The following is a 19,597-nucleotide window of genomic DNA, read 5'->3' as shown; positions in this document are numbered from 1 at the left end:
ATGTAAAGGTGGAATGAAAGTTCCACCTTTTTTTTATTTTTAGCCCATGGCAGATTTACTCAAAAATATTTTTTCTAAAGCGCTAGTAGAATTAATTGCTGATGCAGTAGATAGCGTTACAATTGATTTTTCAAAAGATAAGTTTCTTTCTAAAGTTTTTGATAAGGAATGGGACAATAAAGAACTGAAGCAACGTACATCTCATGTTACTGATATTATCATCACTTATTTATCAGAGGATTTTAAAATTTGTGCTCAACAAGTGATGGATATGGGAGACTATTTTATTGATCATAATATCTATCAATTTAAAAATGGAACCTTAGCACTCTTATTTCTTCCAGATATTATTGAAAAACAAGGAATTGATTTCTTTGAAGACAGTGTGATAGCATTTAAAAAAATTACTCCTTTAATTTCTTGTGAGTTTGGTGTTCGACCATTTTTTATTCGATATCCAAAAGAAATGATGTCGGTGGCGCTTAAATGGGCAAATGATGAAGACGAACATGTAAGAAGGCTGGCATCAGAAGGTTCAAGACCAAGACTACCTTGGGGTATTGCGCTACAGGCGTATAAAAAGAACCCCAATCCTTTAAAAAAATTATTAGAAACACTAAAGAACGATTCATCAGAATATGTAAGAAGGAGTGTAGCTAATAATTTGAATGATATATCTAAAGATCATCCTGAGTGGGTAATTGATATTGCAAACAATTGGATAGGTAAATCAGCTGAAACAGATTGGATTGTAAAACATGCCTGCCGTACTCTTTTGAAAGAGGGTAGATCAGATGTAATGGGGATTTTTGGTTATTCTTCACCGAATTATTTTAAAATATCGAATTTTGATGTCATTACAGAAAATGTAAAAATTGGTGAAGCCTTGACATTTCATTTTGAACTCGATCATTTAAATGAAACACAGGGTAAAGTGAGATTAGAATATGGCATTTATTATTTAAAGAAAAACGGTAATCATAATCGAAAAGTCTTTAAGATTTCAGAGAAAGAAATGGATGGTAAAACCAACTTGTTCATCAAAAGAAATCAATCGTTTAAAGTGATTACAACAAGGACTTTTTATGCAGGAGAACATTTCGTGAGTATCATTATCAATGGGAAAGAAATGCAGAAAAAATCATTTCAATTAAGATGAAATATTTTTCGTATTGTACGGACGTAGCACTGCTACGTCCACACATATAATTTGGGATAAATTAAACCTTTGTATATTGTAATACAAAAGAAACTAATCTAGGAAGAACTGTTTTATCATCATCATCAAACCATTCATCCAATTCGATTAATTGAAAATGATGCTTTTTAGTATAAAATATAAACTCTGAAATATGATGAGTATATACCTCTAATTCTTCAGTACCTTTTTCTGTTTCATATCTTGCTTTAGTACCACTATATTGTTTAAAAGGATGTAACTCACAGATAAAAAAAAGACCATCTTTTTTAATTTTTTCTGAGGCTAATTTAAAAATATGATCTAGGTCTTTGATATGTTCTAATACAAGATTAGTGGTAATCAAGTCAGCGTAGTTATCAGCTACTGGCCATTCTTGATTTAAATCTACTTTATTAAAGGTAACTTTCTGATCTTTTACTTTTTCTTTAGCAACAGCCAACATCTCTTCAGAGAAATCAAATGCAGTTATTTCTGTAGCATTTTTAATTAGCCACTCAGTATTCTTACCTGTGCCACAACCTAATTCTAAAACAGTTTCAAAAGAATATTTTGATAACTTCTTTTGGGTAACAATTTTATCTAAATCTCGAGTTTTATTATTATTTGTGTCGTATTGTTTTGACCAAATATTATAGGCTTTTTCGATACTCATTTATCTTGGGTTTTAGGAATATAAAAGAATTACTATAAATTTATATAATAAATTTTTTTGTGAACGATTTTTTTATGATTGATTTAATAAATCATTTAGGTGGCAGAACCAATACAGTTTTATTTCTTTTGATGATTTTATCCTTTTTTATTTTATCATCATTTATAAAAAATAAGTCTCTTAAAGTAATTTGGTCAATAACTAGTAGTTCAATATTAACACTACAGTTTTTTTCTTTGTATGCTACCCAAAGATTTATTGGTTATCAGTTTTATCTTCATTGCGAAATTAAAGGATTAATTGGGGTTGGAGGTTTGTTTTGGAAACAAATCATTCTAAGTAGTTTATTTTTTATAACTATTTCTGTTCTTTTTTATCATGCAAATCGCATTTTTGATAAACATAAAGTGTCAAAAGCATTAGTTCTATTTGTGAGCCTAGGTGTTTTGATAGGGCAGGGGAAGTTCATTGAGGATACTAAAACATTAAGTCAGATTGTATTTTTTTATGATGATTCTAATTTTAATGATGCTTTAAAAAAATATCATCTTTCTGATTATATACCTGCAGATAAAGTAGAAGCAAAAGCTGGAAAAAATGTAATCATCATCTCTTTGGAATCAATAGAAAGAGGTATATTTTCAGATCAATTTAACCCGATTGCTAAAAATCTACATTCTCTAAAAAATGAATGGAATTACTTAAAGATTCAACAGAATACAGGTAGTTCTTGGACGAGCGGTTCATTATATACTTTTATGACGGGTTTTCCTGCATTTTTTGGAACTGAAAAAAATGGTATTTTTCAAAATGCATATCATTCTAATATATCAAGTATAGGTAATGTTTTTTCTAAATCTAATTACAATAGCTCCTATCTAATAGGAAGTGCTAATATTTCTGGGATTTCAGAAATGTTGAGATGTTTTAAAATTGACAAAGTAATTGATTATACCAACACTACTGATAAGGGAACAAAGTCATGGTTTGGCTTAAAAGATAAAGATGTATTTGATGAAGCAAAAGATGAAATTAATAGATTATCCAAGTTAAAAAATCCATATGCAGTAATTATTTCTACTACAGATACTCATTTTCCCGATGGGATTTATGATGCCCGCATGAAAGATTATGTTCCTAAAGAATTGAGTAAAATGGAGTATTCTATTGCCTCATTAGATTATTTATTGAATGATTTTATAAAATATTTAGAGCAGAATAATTTACTAGAAAATACAAGTATCTTCATTTTTCCAGATCATAAAAAAATGGGTGATCCTGGCATTTATCAAGGTACTGGTGAAAGAGGATTATTTATGATCTCTAACGAAGATCTTTCAGAGTTTGATCATCAAGAATTGTATCAGTTAGATTTGCCAAAAATAATTCTGTCTGCAGCAGGAATAGATCATAACCTAACATTTTTAACTGATTTTATTGAGGGTAATAAAGAACAATATATTCGTGAACATATTTATGAACTCACTGAAATTAATTCAAAAGGAATATTAAATCCAAGAGTTGAACAGTTTGATGCGAAGGCTATATCAAAAAACTACTTTAAGTATAAAAAAGATAGGTCTAAATTTATTGCTCAAGCAGGTGGAGTTATTGACGGAAGATCAAATACAAATAGCTTAGAAGCTTTAAATAGTAGTTATAATAAAGGATTTAGAATATTTGAATTAGATATATTATCTACTTTGGATGATTATTTCATTGGAGCACAATCATGGGGTGCATTTCATCATATGACTAACAAAAAAAGTGATAGTATTGTCAATCATTCTGAATTTATGACAGCAAAGCTATACGGTAAATACTCAGTTTTAGATATTCGATTAATTAATGATTGGTTTTCTGAACACCCCGATGCTATATTATTAACTGATAGAATAAATTCGCCTATTCATTTTTCTAAACAATTCATTGATAAAGACCGCTTAATGATGCAGGTTTATGATAAAACAGCTTTAAACGAAGCTATTCAATTAAATTTAAATGCTGTAATACCTAGAGTAGAATTATTAAAAGAGATGGATGAGGCTGAGATTAAGAAATATGTTAATATAGGAATCGAATTTTATACAATAGAATACAACAATACAGTCGATGAAAACAATACTGTAAACTATTTTAGTTCTTTAGGTTTACAACCCATTTATTACGGTCTTGACTTATCATCTTATGATGTAGATTATTTTGTGAAATATCATATGGATGATGTTAAAGCATTAATTGTAGATGATTATAATTTTGAAAAAAAATAGACTATCCATCTATAAGAATAGTCTATTTATGATTAGAGTTTAATTAAGGAATCTAACTTTGAGATAGCATCATTTAATCTCTTATTTAGAATTATAGAATACTGTTGATCTGTTGGAAATAATATGCCAAAATAGTTTCTCCATAATGGGTCATTTTGGATCTCTGTACTATAGTTATAATTTCCATATTCACTCATAATTTCATTAATCCGTTCTTCAATTCTAAAATATGTGTCTACATAGAAATAGAAGTGCCTTTCACCATTTTCAGTTAATCGACCTGCATAAGTGATATCATAAAGTTGCCATAACTCTTCTGATAGACTTTCCTCTATTTCAAATAGAGTTTCATTTTCTCTTTGTGATGCTAAACCGTTGGCTTTTGGTGATAACATCTCTATAGAGATCTTAAGCATGTTTTCTTGATGTAATAAAGGAGCTACTTTTTTTAACCCCAAATCTACATAAATACCCTTTTCCGGGTTAGTGCCGATTAAGAAATAAGACTCCCAATCAGCTTGGTAAACATAAGTTGTTTTAGTAGTAGTTGCTTGCTTTTTAGGTTTACCAAAAATAAAATTCATTAGTCCCATCTGCATATATTTTATAGAACCGTAAATGATTTAAAACGAAAGAGAACCACAGATTAAATAAGGTCTTGATTTTCGTACAGATGATAACGATAACCAACAATTTTAGTTGTGTTTTTTTTTTATTTATTCATCAAATTTATTGGTGATTTTAATTCCCCTATAGAAACTATCTAGAAAGAGGGAATTATGCGTTTCATTTTTATAAAATTGAACATCTAGTAGAATGTTATCATCCTTTTTTAATTCTTTGATAAACTCCTCAATTTTAGATTTGTGAAACTCAGGAATAGGTTGATAAGTGAGGTACACTTTTACATTATTTGACCTTTTATATGAAGTGAATTTTTTAGTCACTTCACCATCACTAAACCATATAGAAGGGTCATAAATATGAAGTACATCATATGGATGATCCATAGAAAGAATATAGCCTCCAAAATAACCGCCATAGGAGTGTCCAATAAGTGTTTGATGTTCATTGACAGAATATCTATTACCCACATTAACCATTAATTCTTTTATCAGATAGTTATAGAATTTTAAAGCTCCTCCAGAATTCTCAGTATTGTACCATGTAGAGTCAACTGCTTCTCCATCATATTCAATTCTAGATTGACTAAATGTGAGATCGACCCCTCTTTTCTTTTCCCAATCAATATGAGGGATACCTACCACTATAGAAGGTTGAATAATTTTATTTGCTCCTTGATCAAAGACAATTTTATTGATTAATTCAAACCTCCATTCAGCATCAAGCACATAAATAACAGGATATTTTGTGGAGTCATTATAATTTAAAGGAAGACTGACCCAATAATCACGTGTTTCATTCAAATAAGTGGATTTAATTGAATTCTTGTCATAAGATGATAACGAAATCTGATCTTGAGCAAAAGTGAAAAACGATAGAAAAAGTAGTGTAAATAGCGAAGAAAGTTTTTTCATTTGTCAAATTGAATTTTGTGATATAAATTTAACTTCTATTCATTGTAAAACAAACTTTAAAACTATGGCTTCTGGATTTTTTGCATTACTCGACGACATTGCGGTGATCATGGACGATGTGGCGGTAACTACCAAAGTGGCTACACAAAAAGCAGGTGGGATATTAGGGGATGATTTGGCCGTTACGGCAGAGAAAGCCTCTGGATTTAAGTCTTCTAGAGAGATCCCTGTGTTATGGGCTATCTGTAAAGGGTCATTTATTAATAAATTGATCATTCTTCCTTTAGCTTTTTTACTAAGTGCCTTTTTACCTTGGTCTATCGTTCCCATATTAGTATTGGGAGGAATTTACTTGGCTTTCGAAGGAGCAGAAAAGGTGTATCATTACTTCTTTGATAGTGGACATGCAAAAGCGGCAGAAGCTAAAATGAATCGATCTGAAGAAGAGCAAGTAGCTCACGAAAAACAGAAAATTAAATCCGCTATTATCGTAGATTTTATTCTATCTGTCGAAATTGTAATTGTAGCCTTAAGTGCTGTAATTGATGAAGATATTTCAGTACAAATTGCCTCAGTATCTTTAGCCGCAGTAATTGCGACCTTAGGTGTGTATGGTTTAGTAGCAATCATTGTAAGAATGGATGACTTTGGTATAAAATTAATTGAGTCAACTGATGGAAAGGATAACCTGGTATCAAAATTTGGGTTATTATTGGTCAATGCTCTTCCTTGGGTAATTAAAAGTTTATCGGTAATAGGTACTTTAGCCATGTTGTTGGTTGCAGGTGGAATTTTTGTACATAACATTCATCAAATACACGATGCATTGCATGCTGTACCTTCAATTGTAGCTGAGTTTTTAGTAGGTAGTGTGGTAGGAGCTGTTGCATTGATTATAGTGAAAGTGGTGGAAAGTACTGTGAAGAGGAAAGCCGTATAAATAAATTGAACTTGATATTTAATAGAGTCATTTACTTTAATTATTTGTCTGATTTTTAAAAGTTTACAAAATGTAATAACTTTGTAATTACAGTAATGCAATTGATATGGAAGCAAAGATTATACAAGTAGGAAACTCTAAGGGTATTAGATTAAGTAAGACTATTTTAGAGAAATATAATATTTCAGATAAAGTAGAATTAATTTTAAAAGAAGATTCTATAGTTATTACACCTATAACTTCACCTAGAGAGGGTTGGTCTGAGGCCTTTAAATCATTATCAGAAGATAATGCTGAAGAGCCATTAATTGACGATTTTTTTGATGATGAACAAAATGAAGAATGGTAGAACAATATAGAATTGTACTTGTAAATTTAGATCCAACTCAGGGTACAGAAATTAAAAAAACTAGGCCATGCGTTATTATATCACCTAGTGAAATGAATAATAATATTCAAAGAGTCATCATAGCTCCAATGACATCTAATACTAAAAATTACCCATTTAGAGTTAGGTCATCACATAATGGACGTGAGGGAATGATATGCCTTGATCAAATTCGAACTATTGATCAATCTAGAATAGTTAAGAAATTTGATATGATATCTAATAATGAAATATCCGAAATCAAAAAGATATTAAAGAGTATGTTGGTGGATTAATATAATTTCAGACAACATATTCAAAATAAACACCCCAAACCACTCACAAAAAACTAGACAACACCAAATTCATCCACTTCTAATCAAAATACATAACAATTAATCATCACTTATTCTCTAATTTTGTTTCATACTTTTTTTATAAACTCAGCAGACTTCTTTGAAATAGAATTATTAAATGAAATTATTACCGCTCTTATTCTTGACTTTTTTGATGTGTAATATTACTTATGCTCAAAATAAAAAAACAGCTTCTACAAAAAGTAGTGCGACGCTTCGTTTAGAACAATATGCACAGAATGGAAATTGTGATGTGAACATTCCAAACAATCCAGAATGGAATATTGCTTTTAATCGTTATGATCTTCAAGGTGATTTAGCACCAAATAATTATTATACCAGACGAGACCCTAGCTCAGTCATTAAAGTAGAAGGGAAGTATTATGTATGGTACTCCTACAGTCTAACTGATGCACCAGGCAAGGAAGCCCCTTGGGATTACAACGATTTATATTATGCAACTTCTACTGATGGATGGACTTGGGAGGAACAAGGTTTAGCGGTTGGTCGTGGTCCAGAAGGTTCATTTGATCATCGATCGGCATTTACTACAGAAATTTTTTATCACGAGAAGAAATTCTATTTAGTATATCAAGCCGCCAAAGATCTTGAAGGAATCTATGATAAGAATACTATCGCCATGGCATATGCCGATTCTCCTGATGGACCATGGACAAAAGTACCTGAACCATTAGTAGCTCCTACAACAGATGCAGATGGACCTTTCTTTGATGACAATGCTGTTCATGATCCTTGTATTCTTCATTTTAACAATAAATTCTACCTGTATTATAAAGGTGAAGGATCTGAAGAACCTATTTGTGGTGTTGGTGTATGGGGACTGAACAAACAAGTGAAATGGGGTGTCGCTATTGCAGATAATCCTACTGGTCCTTATGTGAAGTCACCACAAAATCCAATTACGAATACAGGACATGAAGTTTGTGTTTGGAATTCTGAAAATGGAGTGGCATTAATGTTGCATCAAGATGGTCCAGAATACGGTACTGTTCAGTACGCAGAAGATGGGGTGAACTTTGAAATTAAAGGAAAAGTAAACGATTTTGTGTTACAAGATTACTCTTCTGATTATCCAGAGGCAGCAGGATTGTATCGCCCAGTTACAGATGATAAATCGCCTGTTACAGGAGTATCTTGGGGTATATGTCATACTTTAACAAGATCAGGTGGTAAATTCTGGATGTACCTTCGCCGTTTCGAAAGCAAAGATAAATCGATTATCGTCGATGATTCGGATAATGAAGGCATTGTTTTGACGGATGAAATTCCAGAGCAACCTGTTGAGCCAGAAGAGCCGGAACCAGAACCAGAGGAGCCTTCAGAACCTGAAGTTCCAGGTGATGGTGAAACTCCTACATCAGTTGGAAAAACATCTTCATCTTTATTAAATGTATACCCCAATCCCGTAGATCAATCATTGTATTTGGAGGGTATCATAGCAGGTATTTACGATTTTGAAATTCGTTCTATTGTAGGTCAAATAGTTAAACAGAATCAATTTGATACTGACAATAAAATGATCAATGTATCTAATCTAACTTCTGGATTATATTTTCTTTCTTTGATGAATCATACAACAAATGATTTTTATAAATCATCATTTCTAAAGAATTAGAAATTGATGAAAGCAAAATAAATAGGAGGGTACCTTATCATCTGATAAGGTACCCTTAATTTTTATCAGAAAATATAGTTGAAATAATTACTTGTTTTATTATCATTTGATTAACTTAAATTATCAATCAACCACTAAACAATTAATTAAATGAAATTTGCAGTTACTACAGCAAGTGGAAACCTTGGTTCATCCATTATCAAACACCTAAAAACAGTAACCGACAATGCTAATATTATTGGATTTGCTAGAACACCCGAAAAAGCGGCTTTCCTAGAAGTTGAAATAAGAAAAGGAGATTACAACAGTAAAGAACAATTTTTAGAAGCCTTAAAAGGAGTTGATGTATTGATCCTGATATCAGGAATGGATCACCCCGACAAAAGAATTGGTCAACATAGAAATGTAATAGAGGCAGCCAAAGAGAATGGAGTGAAAAAAATTGTCTACACGAGTATTATGGGGTTTGAAAAGGGGACAGGTTTTAGCCCTGTTGTCTCAAGTAATAGACAAACTGAAGAGGACATTAGAAACTCGGGAATGCAATGGGCAATCGGTAGAAATGGTATTTATATTGAACCGGATGTAGAATATATTGAAACGTATAAAAATGAGGGTAAAATAGTAAATTCAGCAGGTGAAGGAAAATGTGGTTATACAACTAGAGCCGAATTAGCTGAAGCATATTTCAATTTAGCTATTAAAGAAGAATTCAATGGCAAAACGGTAAATTTATATGGACCAAAAATTACTCAAAAGGAATTGGCTGATGGATTAAATAAAGTATTTGATCTTCAATTGGATTATGAAGCTGTTTCGGTAGAAGATTATACAAATGCGAGAATCAAAGCTTTAGGTGATTTCTTGGGTTCTGTTATTGGAGGGATCTATGAGGGCATCAACAAAGGTGCATTTGATGGAGATAGTCAGTTTGAGGAAGTAACAGGAAGACCACATATTTCTTTAGTAGAAATGATTGAAAGTATTAAGTAAGACCAATTATAATTAATCAAAAATGAGTAGAATTCAGTAGAATGTTGTGTTTTAAGTTTTTTTCACGCAAATAGTTGTTAAGCTACTTTGATTAAGTGAGTGTTTTACCCTTATTGCTCGACATAAATACGAAAAGAATTACTATACTGAGTTTTAAATTAGTTAAATAAATAATACTCAGAGTACTACAACTGTAACCGATTGAAAATTAAATAGAAATGAACTTGAGGAAATTCTACTCTTTTGTGGTTGCCTGCTTGTTTGCTTTTTCAGCACAAGCACAAGATTATACTAAATACGTAAACCCATTTATCGGAACGACGAATTACGGTGCAACAAATCCAGGAGCAATTGCTCCAAGAGGTATGGTGTCTGTGGTTCCATTCAATACTTCTGGAGGAGATACTAGCTTCGAAAAAGATAGCGGTTGGCTTTCTCAAGTATATGAATACACCAATACATTTTTCACCGGATTTTCTCACGTTAATTTAAGTGGTGTTGGGTGTCCGGATTTAGGAGCTGTAATTGTAATGCCTACAACAGGTGATGTAAATATTCATCCATTACAATACGGTTCTTCGCTTTCAGATCAGAAAGCACAAGCTGGATTGTACGAAGCACATATTGATAAATACAACGTAGACGCTAAGGTAACTGCTACTCAAAGAGCAGGTATTTCTAAATTTTCATTCCCTGCTGGTAAGGCAAATTTATTGTTAAACCTTGGTCAAGCGCTTTCCAACGAAAGCGGTGCGATGGTAAAAGTGGTAAACAATCAAGAGATTGAAGGAATGAGAATGGTTGGGTCGTTTTGTTATAACAATCCGAAAACGATCTATCCAGTTTACTTCGTGATGAAGGTAAATAAGAAAGCAGATAAAACAGCCGTATGGCAACAACATAAATACAACGATGGTCCTGAAGCTGCTTGGATGGAAGCATACAACGGTCAGCAAAGAATTATCGAAGATGCGTATTACCCTATTATAGGCGACTCTCTAGGAACAATATTCTCTTATGATTTTGCTGAACCAACAGAATTAGAGGTAAAAGTAGGTATCTCTTATGTGAGTATCGAAAACGCTAGAAAAAACTTGGAAGCTGAAATCTCTAATGTTCCATTTGATGAAGTGGCAAAAAGAGCAAAAGAAAGATGGAATGATGTGTTATCAACTATCGAGGTTGATGGTGGTACAGACGATGAAAAAACGGTTTTCTACACGGCATTATATCACACGATGATTCACCCTAACATTATGAGTGATATCAATGGTGAATATCCGGAAGCAAAAACAAGAAGAACAAAACATACCGATGGAGATAGATATACTGTATTCTCGTTATGGGATACTTATAGAAACCTTCATCAATTAATGACTTTAGCTTATCCTGAACAGCAGTTGAATATGGTGAATACCATGTTGGATATTTATGATGAAACAGGATGGTTACCTAAATGGGAATTAAATGGCACCGAAACATTTACTATGGTAGGTGATCCTGCAGCAATTGTTGTGGCAGATACTTATCTAAGAGGTTTGGATCAATTTGATGAAAATAAGGCATTTGAAGCCATCATGAAATCGGCTTATCCAGTAGAAGGTGGCAACCCAGTTCGTCCATGTATCGATTCTTACATCAAACATAATTATGTTCCAGTGGATGATGAATTGGAAGACAAGCTTTGGGCATCAGTATCTACCTCTCAAGAGTATTATGTAGCTGATTTTGGTATCGCACAATTCGCCAAAGCATTAGGTAAAGACGATAAATACAAAGAGTTTTCTGAAAGAGCAGACGGTTATAAAAAGCTTTTAGATCCAGATACAAAGTTCTTAAGACCAAGATATGCTGATGGTTCATGGTATGCTGATTTTGATCCAAATGCTGGAGCTAACTTCACTCACAACGTTGGGTATGCCGAAGGTAATGCTTACCAATATAATTTGATGGTAGCTCAAGACATGCCAGGTTTAATCAAGTCATTCGGTAGTAAGAAAGTGTTCATTAATCGTTTAGACGAAATCTTTGATACAGACCAATTTGATATGGCTAACGAACCGGATATGAACTATCCTTTTATTTATAACTATATCAAAGGTCAAGAACATAGAGCGACAGAAAGAGTACACGAATTAAGAAAGAAATATTTTACTACTAAACCAGATGGTATTGCAGGTAATGACGATACAGGTACTATGTCTGCATGGGTAGTATTCTCAATGATGGGTATTTACCCGGACGCTCCAGCAGTTCCTCATTATACTATCACCGTTCCAGAATTTGATGAAGTAACGATTCATTTAGATAAAAAATTCTGGGATAATGATCAATTAGTGATTAAGAAAACAGGAGGAAAAACGAACAAGATCAAATCAATTAAAGTGGATGGTAAAACACTCAAAGGGTATTTCATCTCTCACAAAGATCTTGTTGCAGCCAAAACCCTCGAAATCATCACCTACTAATCCTAGGTTATAATTAAAGGGACATGTAAGGTATTTTTTGTACGGACGTTGCACTGCAACGTCCCCAAAACCATCAGAGATAAAAATATGAAAAACATTAAATATATCGTTGGACTTTTATCCGTATTATTCATCGGATGCCAAGAAAAGCCAACACAAAAGTCAGCTGAAAAAGAAGCCATTGATTACGTTGATCCATTTATAGGAACAGGTGGCATCGTCCATACGTTCCCAGGAGCAACAACACCATTCTCTATGATTCAATTATCACCTGATGGGGATAATACTGGATGGAATTGGTGTTCAGGATATCATTATTCTGATACCAACTTGAAAGGATTTAGCCATACACACTTAAGTGGAACAGGTTGGTCTGGTTTAGGTGATATTGCCATCATGCCTACAACAGGAGAGATCAAACCTCAAGCGGGTAGCAAAGAAAATCCTGATGAAGGTTGGAGATCAAGATTTTCTCATGATGATGAAACGGCTACTCCGGGTTATTATCAAGTGAAATTAACCGACTACAATGTAAATGCAGAATTGACAACGGGTAAAAGAGTAGGTTTCCACAAATATACTTTCCCAGAATCAATGGAATCTCACATTGTATTTGATCCAACAAATAAGATTTTTGAGCAAGTATTAAATACATCCATCACGGTAGTATCACCAACTGAAATCGAAGGCTTTTGTCAGTCGAACGGATGGGGAGGTAATAGACACGTTTACTTTGTAGCTAAATTATCTAGACCTTTTGATTCTTTCAATATTTATAAAGATCAAGAAAGAACAAAAACTTCTTCAGAGGAAGGAAAGAATGTAGTTGGTTTTGCGAACTTCAAAACAGTTGAAGGTGAGCAAATCGAATTGAAAGTGGCTATTTCGGCTGTATCTGTAGAAGGTGCTAGAAAGAACTTAGCTTCAGAAGGTCAACAATCTTTTGATCAAGCTTTAGCGAATGCGAAAAACGAATGGACAGAAGTATTGGACAAGTTCGAAGTAAAAGGTGGAACTGAAGAGCAAAAGAAAATTTTCTATACTGGTGTATATCATAACTTCATTGCTCCAAACTTATCGATGGATGTTGATGGACAATATGTTGCTTTAGGTAAAACAATGAAAGCAGAAGGGTTTACCAACTATTCTTCTTTCTCTGTATGGGATACGTTTAGAGCCACAAAACCATTGATTAGTTTCTTGGCACCAAATTATTCTACTGATTTTGCTAATTCATTAATCAGTCGTTACTCAGATGCAAAAGATCATTTACCTCTTTGGGAGCTTTGTGGAGTGGATAATACATGTATGATTGGTTATCCTTCTGTACCGGTAATTTATGATGCGATTATCAAAAAAACAGGTAATATTGATGAAAAGATGGCGCTAGCCGCTATGGATGATATCGCACATACCAATAAAATCTCTAGTTCTGATGGAGACGGTGGTTTGGATGAGTATATCAAATTAGGTTATGTACCTGCTGAAATTCCAAAGAACGTATCTAAAACACTAGAATATGCTTATGAAGATTGGGTAATTGCTCAGTTGGCAAAAAAGCAAGGTGATGAAAAGAAATACAAAGAGTACATGAAACGCTCTGAAAATTATAAAAACCTTTTCAACCCAGAAAGAAATATGTTCTGGCCTAAGAAAGCCAATGGAGAATGGTTCGGTGATATTGCCATGGACGAATGGGAGCCGTTGCAAAAACACTGGATTTCTGGTAACCTTTGGGCATATGAGTATTTTGTACCTCATGCAATGAAAGATTTTATCGAGTTAAAAGGAGGGCAAGCAGCCTTCCAAAAAGATTTGGATAAACTATTCACAGAAGAATTAAACATGAAAGGTGAGGAACACGTTGACATCTCTGGTTTTGTGGGTGGATACGCTCATGGCGACGAGCCAGGTCATGCTAACCCATATTTATATAATTATGTTGGTCAACCTTGGAAGTCACAGGCAATGATTCGTCGTTTAATGGAAGAAATGTATTCTGATAAACCTGATGGAATGATCAATAACGAAGACTGTGGTCAGATGTCAGCTTGGTACATTTTCTCAGCAATGGGCTTCTATCCGGTATGTCCTGGAGACGAAAGATATGTTATTGGTTCTCCATTATTCGATGAAGTTTCTATGAAGCTAGCGAACGGGAATACTTTAAAAGTTATAGCAGAGAATCAATCTGAGAAAAATGTATATGTACAATCAGTCACCTTAAATGGTAAAGAAATAAAAGACGCATTTATTACACAATCACAAATAGAAGATGGTGGAACACTTCATTTTGTCATGGGCGATAAGCCAAACACAGAATGGGGAGCGAACCCTTCTAAACTACTTAACTAAACAACAATTTATATATATAAACCCTAGATTTTTTCTAGGGTTTTTTATTACCTATTTGAAATGATGAGAAATTTTATTGCTTTCATTTTGAGTACATTTATACTTATAAGTTGTACTCAAAAAGAGAATATCGATTATGTAAACCCTATGATCGGTACAGATGGTATTGGTCATACTTTTCCTGGGGCGACTACACCTTTTGGTATGGTTCAATTGAGTCCTAGTAACGATTTTAAAAATTGGAATTGGTGTTCAGGATATCACTACTCAGATACTGTAATTAAAGGTTTTGCACATACTCATTTTAGTGGTGCAGGCTTGGCTGGATTAGGAGATATCTTGGTCATGCCTACTGTAGGAAAACCCTCAACTTCAGCAGGAACAGAAGAACACCCGGAAAATGGATACCGCTCACGTTTTTCACATGATAAAGAAGTGGCTAAAGCAGGATATTACTCTGTAAATCTTTTGGATGATAATATTGATGTAGAATTGACAGCTACTCCAAGAGTAGGTTTTCATCAGTATACCTTTCATAAAGATGAAGAAGTCAATGTGGTGTTCGATCCTACACATCATTTGATGGAAACGATATTTGGTACTTCAGTGGAGATATTAGATGATCATAGCCTGAGAGGTTACAAAAAAGCCGATGGAGAAGCCGGTAAAAGAACTGTTTATTTTTATGCTGAATTTTCAAAACCATTCAAAGCATCTTTGCTTACCAACAATGATGCGCCTAAAAGCAATATCAAAAAGTTAGAAGACGAAAGAGCGAAAGCCGTAGTTACATTTGAAGTAAAAAGTGGTGAAAAGCTAGTTTTAAAAGTAGCCCTATCAAATGTCAGTTATGAAGGTGCTAAAAAGAACTTTGAAGCAGAAGCTGAAGACAAAACGTTTGATCAAGCACTTTTCCAAGCACAACAATTATGGAGAGAAAAATTGAATAAAATTGAAGTTGAAACACTGAGTGAAGACGATAAATTCGTATTCATGACAGGTATGTATCATTCTTTTATCTCACCCAATTTACTATCTGATGTAGATGGGAATTATGTTGTTGAAGGAAATGTATTTCACACAGATTACCCACAGTATTCTAATTATTCAACTTGGGATACCTTCCGTGCCTTGCATCCATTATTTACTATTATAGAAAAAGAAAAAACCGCCGAGTTTGTTAATTCACTAGTATCAAGAAAAACTGTTTCTGATGTAGAATTACCTATTTGGGAAGCCATCGGTCATGATAACATTTGTATGATTGGGTACAATACGGTTTCACCAATTGCGGATGCCATTCTAAAAGATATTCCAGGTATTGATGCTAATACAGCATATCAAACTATGTTATCAGCATCAAATTATCTGGGAAAGCATTCTCCAAATTACGATGTAAATGGGATGGATGATTATTTGAAATTCTATTATGTTCCTGGAGAAATTGGATCATCAGTATCAAAAACTACAGAGCAAAATTATTACGATTGGACGATTGCTCAAGTAGCCCATAAATTAGGTGATGTAGAAAACGAAAAATTATATCTAGATAGATCTAAAGGGTACAGAGCATTATTTGATAAAAATTCAGGCTATCTATTACCAAAAATGAGTGATGGTACTGTTCCTAATGTATCGACCAAAACTTGGGACGATTTGGTAAAGAATTATGTATCAGGTAATATTTGGGCATACAGTATGTATGTACCCCACGATGTAAAAGCCTACATGAGTATGTTTGGCGGACCTCAACAGTTTGCTGAAAAGATTGATTCTATTCTAGCTGATACTACTACACTAGGTGGCGCACAACATGTGGATATTTCTGGATTTGTTGGTAAATACGGTCATGGTGACGAACCCGGGCATCAAATACCTTACTTCTATGTTTATGCACAACAACCATGGAAAACTCAAAAGTTGGTGCATCAGGTAATGGATGAGTTTTACCACAATGATCCCGATGGTTTAGTGAATAATGAAGATCTAGGTCAAATGTCTGCTTGGTACCTTTTCTCATCATTAGGATTTTATCCTGTAACTCCTGGCGATTTAAATTACATTATTGGTTCTCCTAAAGTGAAATCTGCCACAGTACATTTAGAAGATGGAAAAACATTTAAAGTGAAAGTAAATAATGCTTCTAAAGAAAATGTATATATCAAATCGGTCAAACTGAATGGAAAGACATTGGAGAAAGCCTACATCACTCATAATCAAATAATGGAAGGCGGCGAATTGGTTTTTGATATGCAATCTACTCCAAATAAAGAATGGGGAATTACAGAGGAGGCTACTCCAGGAAAAAATGTAGCATCAATTCCCGAAGTGAAGCAAAGAGTGACGAATACTCCTTATTCATCAAATACTGAGAACTTCTTTGGTACCTCGTTAAATATCAAATTGTATTGTAACAATAAGGAAGCTGAGATTAGATATACTTTAGATGGGAGTGAGCCTACAGCTTCATCAAAGAAATATGTAAATGGAATTCGTATCAATAGAACATCAACTTTAAAAGCAAAAGCTTTCCAAAAAGGTTTGATTAATAGTAAAACGTTTGAACATCAATATATCAAAACATTATCTGCCCGTTTAGGTAATGGATTTCCTAAGATTAAATTGATGCACGAAACAGAAGATTATGGTGCGACTGATGGTAGTCAATTAATTGATCAGAAATTAGCATCAGATACTTTTGCTGACGGAAAATGGAATGGGTTCATTAAAAATAATCTTGAAGCTATTTTAGACCTTGGTCAAGTTACTGATGTAAAACAGTTAAAATACAATACGTTATCGAATACTTATGTATGGATTTTCCCACCAAAAGCCATTACTGTTTGGACAAGTACAGATCAAAAGAAATGGAAAAAGGTGGTAACAGAAACTTATGATATTGTAGATAATCATGAACATAAGATCATTACTAATAGTGTATCTCTAGGAAATCAAAAAGCAAGATACATTAAAGTAGAAATTCAAAACTATGGAGGAATGCCGAAGTGGCATGGAGGAGCAGGACAAACTCCTTTCTTAATGGTGGATGAAATTTATGTAAACTAATTATTTTATTGTTTTATAGCTTGAGGCCTATGGGAAACCATGGGCCTTTTTGTTTTGACTTTTTTGTGTAAAATCAAAAACAAATGATGTAAATAACTTTAAGGTGAAACAATGACATTTGTATTGTGAGATTAAGGAAAGGAAAAGGGATCTCACGAAAGTCAAATCTTTAATACTTAATACATTATGAAAAAAATCGTTTATTTATTCATTTGCTTTTTTGCAAGCTTTGGTCTTTTTGCTCAAGATGATATTCTAATTAAAAATATTGATGTTTTTGATGGAAAAAATGAAAAGCTATTAAAAGGAGTAGATGTATTAATACATGGAAATAAAGTCCACAAAATTGGAAAACATATCGATGTAGATTCTGCTCAAATCATCCAAGGAGAAGGAAAAACATTAATCCCCGGACTAATTGATGCACATTGGCATACTTCCTATGCCTATACACCTGCTGAGGTACTATTTATGAACCAAGGAGATATGCCAGAAGTGGCTATTCGAAGTATGAAAGGGGCAGAGGAAACATTGTTAAGAGGATTTACTACAGTTCGTGATCCAGGTGGGAATCCATTTGCAGTGAAGAAATTAATTGATGCAGGAGAGTATCCTGGCCATAGAATTTTACCATCAGGTCCTTTTATGAGTCAGACAACAGGTCATGCCGATCACTATTGTGTTTTGGATGAACCAAGAAAAACATCTGGAGAGATGAGTTATTGGGAGAAAAACATGATGGCTATTACCGCTGATGGTGTTCCTGAGGTCAGAAAAGTAACTCGAGAAATCTTAAAATATGGAGCAACTCAGATTAAAATTTGTACAGGCGGCGGTGTATCTTCTGAATATGATCCTTTAGAAGTGATGGAGTACTCAGTAGATGAAATCAAAGCAGTGGTTGAAGAAGCTGAAAATTACGGAACATATGTACTATCGCATGTAATGATTGATAAAGGAATCATTGCATCAGTAAATGCGGGTGTTAAGTCTATTGAACATGGTTTCTTTGCATCAGATTCTACATTACAATTAATGAAAGACAAAGGTGTTTGGTTAAGTCCACAACCATTCTTAGAAGGAGATAATTCATTTGCTGATCCTGGAAGCCAAGAGAAATGGTTACAAGTGGTAAAAGCAGTAGATAATGTATATCAAAAAGCGGCCAAAATTGGAGTAAAAGTTTCTTTTGGTACCGACATTTTATTCGATGCTGAGAATACTAAAAATCAAAGTTTATTATTAGCTAGATTAGGCAAATGGTATTCACCCTACGAAGTATTAAGAATTGCTACTTCAGGTAATGCCGAAATGTTAGAAATGGCTGGTTCACGTCACCCTTATCAAGAAGGACCGTTAGGAGTTGTTCAAGAAGGAGCCTATGCTGATATGATTATTGTTGATGGTAATCCTCTAGAAGATATTAATTTGGTGGCAGATCCAGAAAATAATTTCAAGATGATAATGAAAGATGGTGTGATTTATAAGAATACGCTTGAGGACTAAAGGTTAAAATAGAAACACGACTTATTATGTAAATAGTAAGCCGTGTTTCTATCTTTATTATTATTTATTCTACTGATATTTTATAAAAGTCAATGGTATTTGCACTAAAATCACATTAACACTTAATCTTTTTTGAGAATTTATAATACAGATTGTCAGTTATATAAATGAGTTGTACTCAATGTTTTTTGAATTTTTAGATATTGTTTAAATACAAACACTTAATTTTATATCCCTTATAAAGTGACT

The 19,597-nt window shown here is 33.4% G+C and carries 14 protein-coding genes; 11 read left to right on the top strand and 3 right to left on the bottom strand.

Features of this window, described 5'->3' with window-relative positions; translation table 11 throughout:
* Positions 1-46: 46 nt before the first annotated feature.
* Positions 47-1,159 (top strand): DNA alkylation repair protein, encoded by a 1,113-nt coding sequence (locus KMW28_RS26295; RefSeq protein WP_169663871.1) that lies wholly within the window; start codon positions 47-49, stop codon positions 1,157-1,159.
* Positions 1,160-1,220: 61 nt separating this feature from the next.
* On the opposite strand, the gene KMW28_RS26290 is transcribed toward KMW28_RS26295, so the two are convergent.
* Positions 1,221-1,853, bottom strand: coding sequence for a class I SAM-dependent methyltransferase (locus KMW28_RS26290; protein ID WP_169663870.1), 633 nt, complete (start codon positions 1,851-1,853; stop codon positions 1,221-1,223).
* Positions 1,854-1,927: 74 nt separating this feature from the next.
* On the opposite strand from KMW28_RS26290, the gene KMW28_RS26285 reads away from it, so the two are divergent.
* Positions 1,928-4,123: a sulfatase-like hydrolase/transferase gene (locus tag KMW28_RS26285; RefSeq protein WP_169663869.1), complete on the top strand. Its 2,196-nt coding sequence runs from the start codon at positions 1,928-1,930 to the stop codon at positions 4,121-4,123.
* Positions 4,124-4,155: 32 nt separating this feature from the next.
* On the opposite strand, the gene KMW28_RS26280 is transcribed toward KMW28_RS26285, so the two are convergent.
* Both KMW28_RS26280 and KMW28_RS26275 read right to left on the bottom strand, forming a co-directional pair.
* Positions 4,156-4,716, bottom strand: a complete 561-nt coding sequence (locus tag KMW28_RS26280; RefSeq protein WP_169663868.1) for a DUF695 domain-containing protein — start codon at positions 4,714-4,716, stop codon at positions 4,156-4,158.
* Positions 4,717-4,839: 123 nt separating this feature from the next.
* A complete protein-coding gene (locus tag KMW28_RS26275) occupies positions 4,840-5,661 on the bottom strand; it encodes an alpha/beta hydrolase (RefSeq protein WP_169663867.1) in 822 nt (273 codons plus the stop codon).
* Between the two features lie 64 nt (positions 5,662-5,725).
* On the opposite strand from KMW28_RS26275, the gene KMW28_RS26270 reads away from it, so the two are divergent.
* The 9 genes from KMW28_RS26270 to KMW28_RS26230 all read left to right on the top strand — a co-directional run bounded on the left by KMW28_RS26270 (position 5,726) and on the right by KMW28_RS26230 (position 19,348).
* A complete protein-coding gene (locus KMW28_RS26270) occupies positions 5,726-6,601 on the top strand; it encodes a DUF808 domain-containing protein (RefSeq protein ID WP_169663866.1) in 876 nt (291 codons plus the stop codon).
* 106 nt (positions 6,602-6,707) lie between these two features.
* A complete protein-coding gene (locus KMW28_RS26265; protein WP_169663865.1) occupies positions 6,708-6,950 on the top strand; it encodes an AbrB/MazE/SpoVT family DNA-binding domain-containing protein in 243 nt (80 codons plus the stop codon).
* Complete coding sequence (locus KMW28_RS26260; protein WP_169663864.1) at positions 6,944-7,264, top strand: type II toxin-antitoxin system PemK/MazF family toxin; 321 nt, start codon at positions 6,944-6,946, stop codon at positions 7,262-7,264. Before KMW28_RS26265 ends, KMW28_RS26260 begins: the two co-directional genes overlap by 7 nt.
* 178 nt (positions 7,265-7,442) lie before the next feature.
* On the top strand, positions 7,443-8,960 hold the full coding sequence (locus KMW28_RS26255; RefSeq protein ID WP_169663863.1) for a T9SS type A sorting domain-containing protein: 1,518 nt from the start codon (positions 7,443-7,445) through the stop codon (positions 8,958-8,960).
* 150 nt (positions 8,961-9,110) lie between these two features.
* Positions 9,111-9,953 carry an SDR family oxidoreductase gene (locus tag KMW28_RS26250; protein WP_169663862.1) on the top strand — a complete coding sequence of 281 codons (843 nt, stop codon included), beginning with the start codon at positions 9,111-9,113 and terminating at the stop codon, positions 9,951-9,953.
* 218 nt (positions 9,954-10,171) lie between these two features.
* On the top strand, positions 10,172-12,421 hold the full coding sequence (locus tag KMW28_RS26245) for a GH92 family glycosyl hydrolase (RefSeq protein ID WP_169663861.1): 2,250 nt from the start codon (positions 10,172-10,174) through the stop codon (positions 12,419-12,421).
* Between the two features lie 87 nt (positions 12,422-12,508).
* Complete coding sequence (locus KMW28_RS26240; RefSeq protein WP_169663860.1) at positions 12,509-14,776, top strand: GH92 family glycosyl hydrolase; 2,268 nt, start codon at positions 12,509-12,511, stop codon at positions 14,774-14,776.
* 60 nt (positions 14,777-14,836) lie between these two features.
* Positions 14,837-17,842, top strand: a complete 3,006-nt coding sequence (locus KMW28_RS26235; protein WP_169663859.1) for a GH92 family glycosyl hydrolase — start codon at positions 14,837-14,839, stop codon at positions 17,840-17,842.
* Positions 17,843-18,028: 186 nt separating this feature from the next.
* Positions 18,029-19,348 carry a metal-dependent hydrolase family protein gene (locus KMW28_RS26230; protein ID WP_169663858.1) on the top strand — a complete coding sequence of 440 codons (1,320 nt, stop codon included), beginning with the start codon at positions 18,029-18,031 and terminating at the stop codon, positions 19,346-19,348.
* Positions 19,349-19,597 lie beyond the last annotated feature (249 nt).

This window comes from Flammeovirga yaeyamensis, assembly GCF_018736045.1.
GTDB lineage: Bacteria > Bacteroidota > Bacteroidia > Cytophagales > Flammeovirgaceae > Flammeovirga > Flammeovirga yaeyamensis.
Note: the sequence above shows the minus strand (reverse complement) of the source record. Positions and strands in the feature narration are given on the sequence as shown.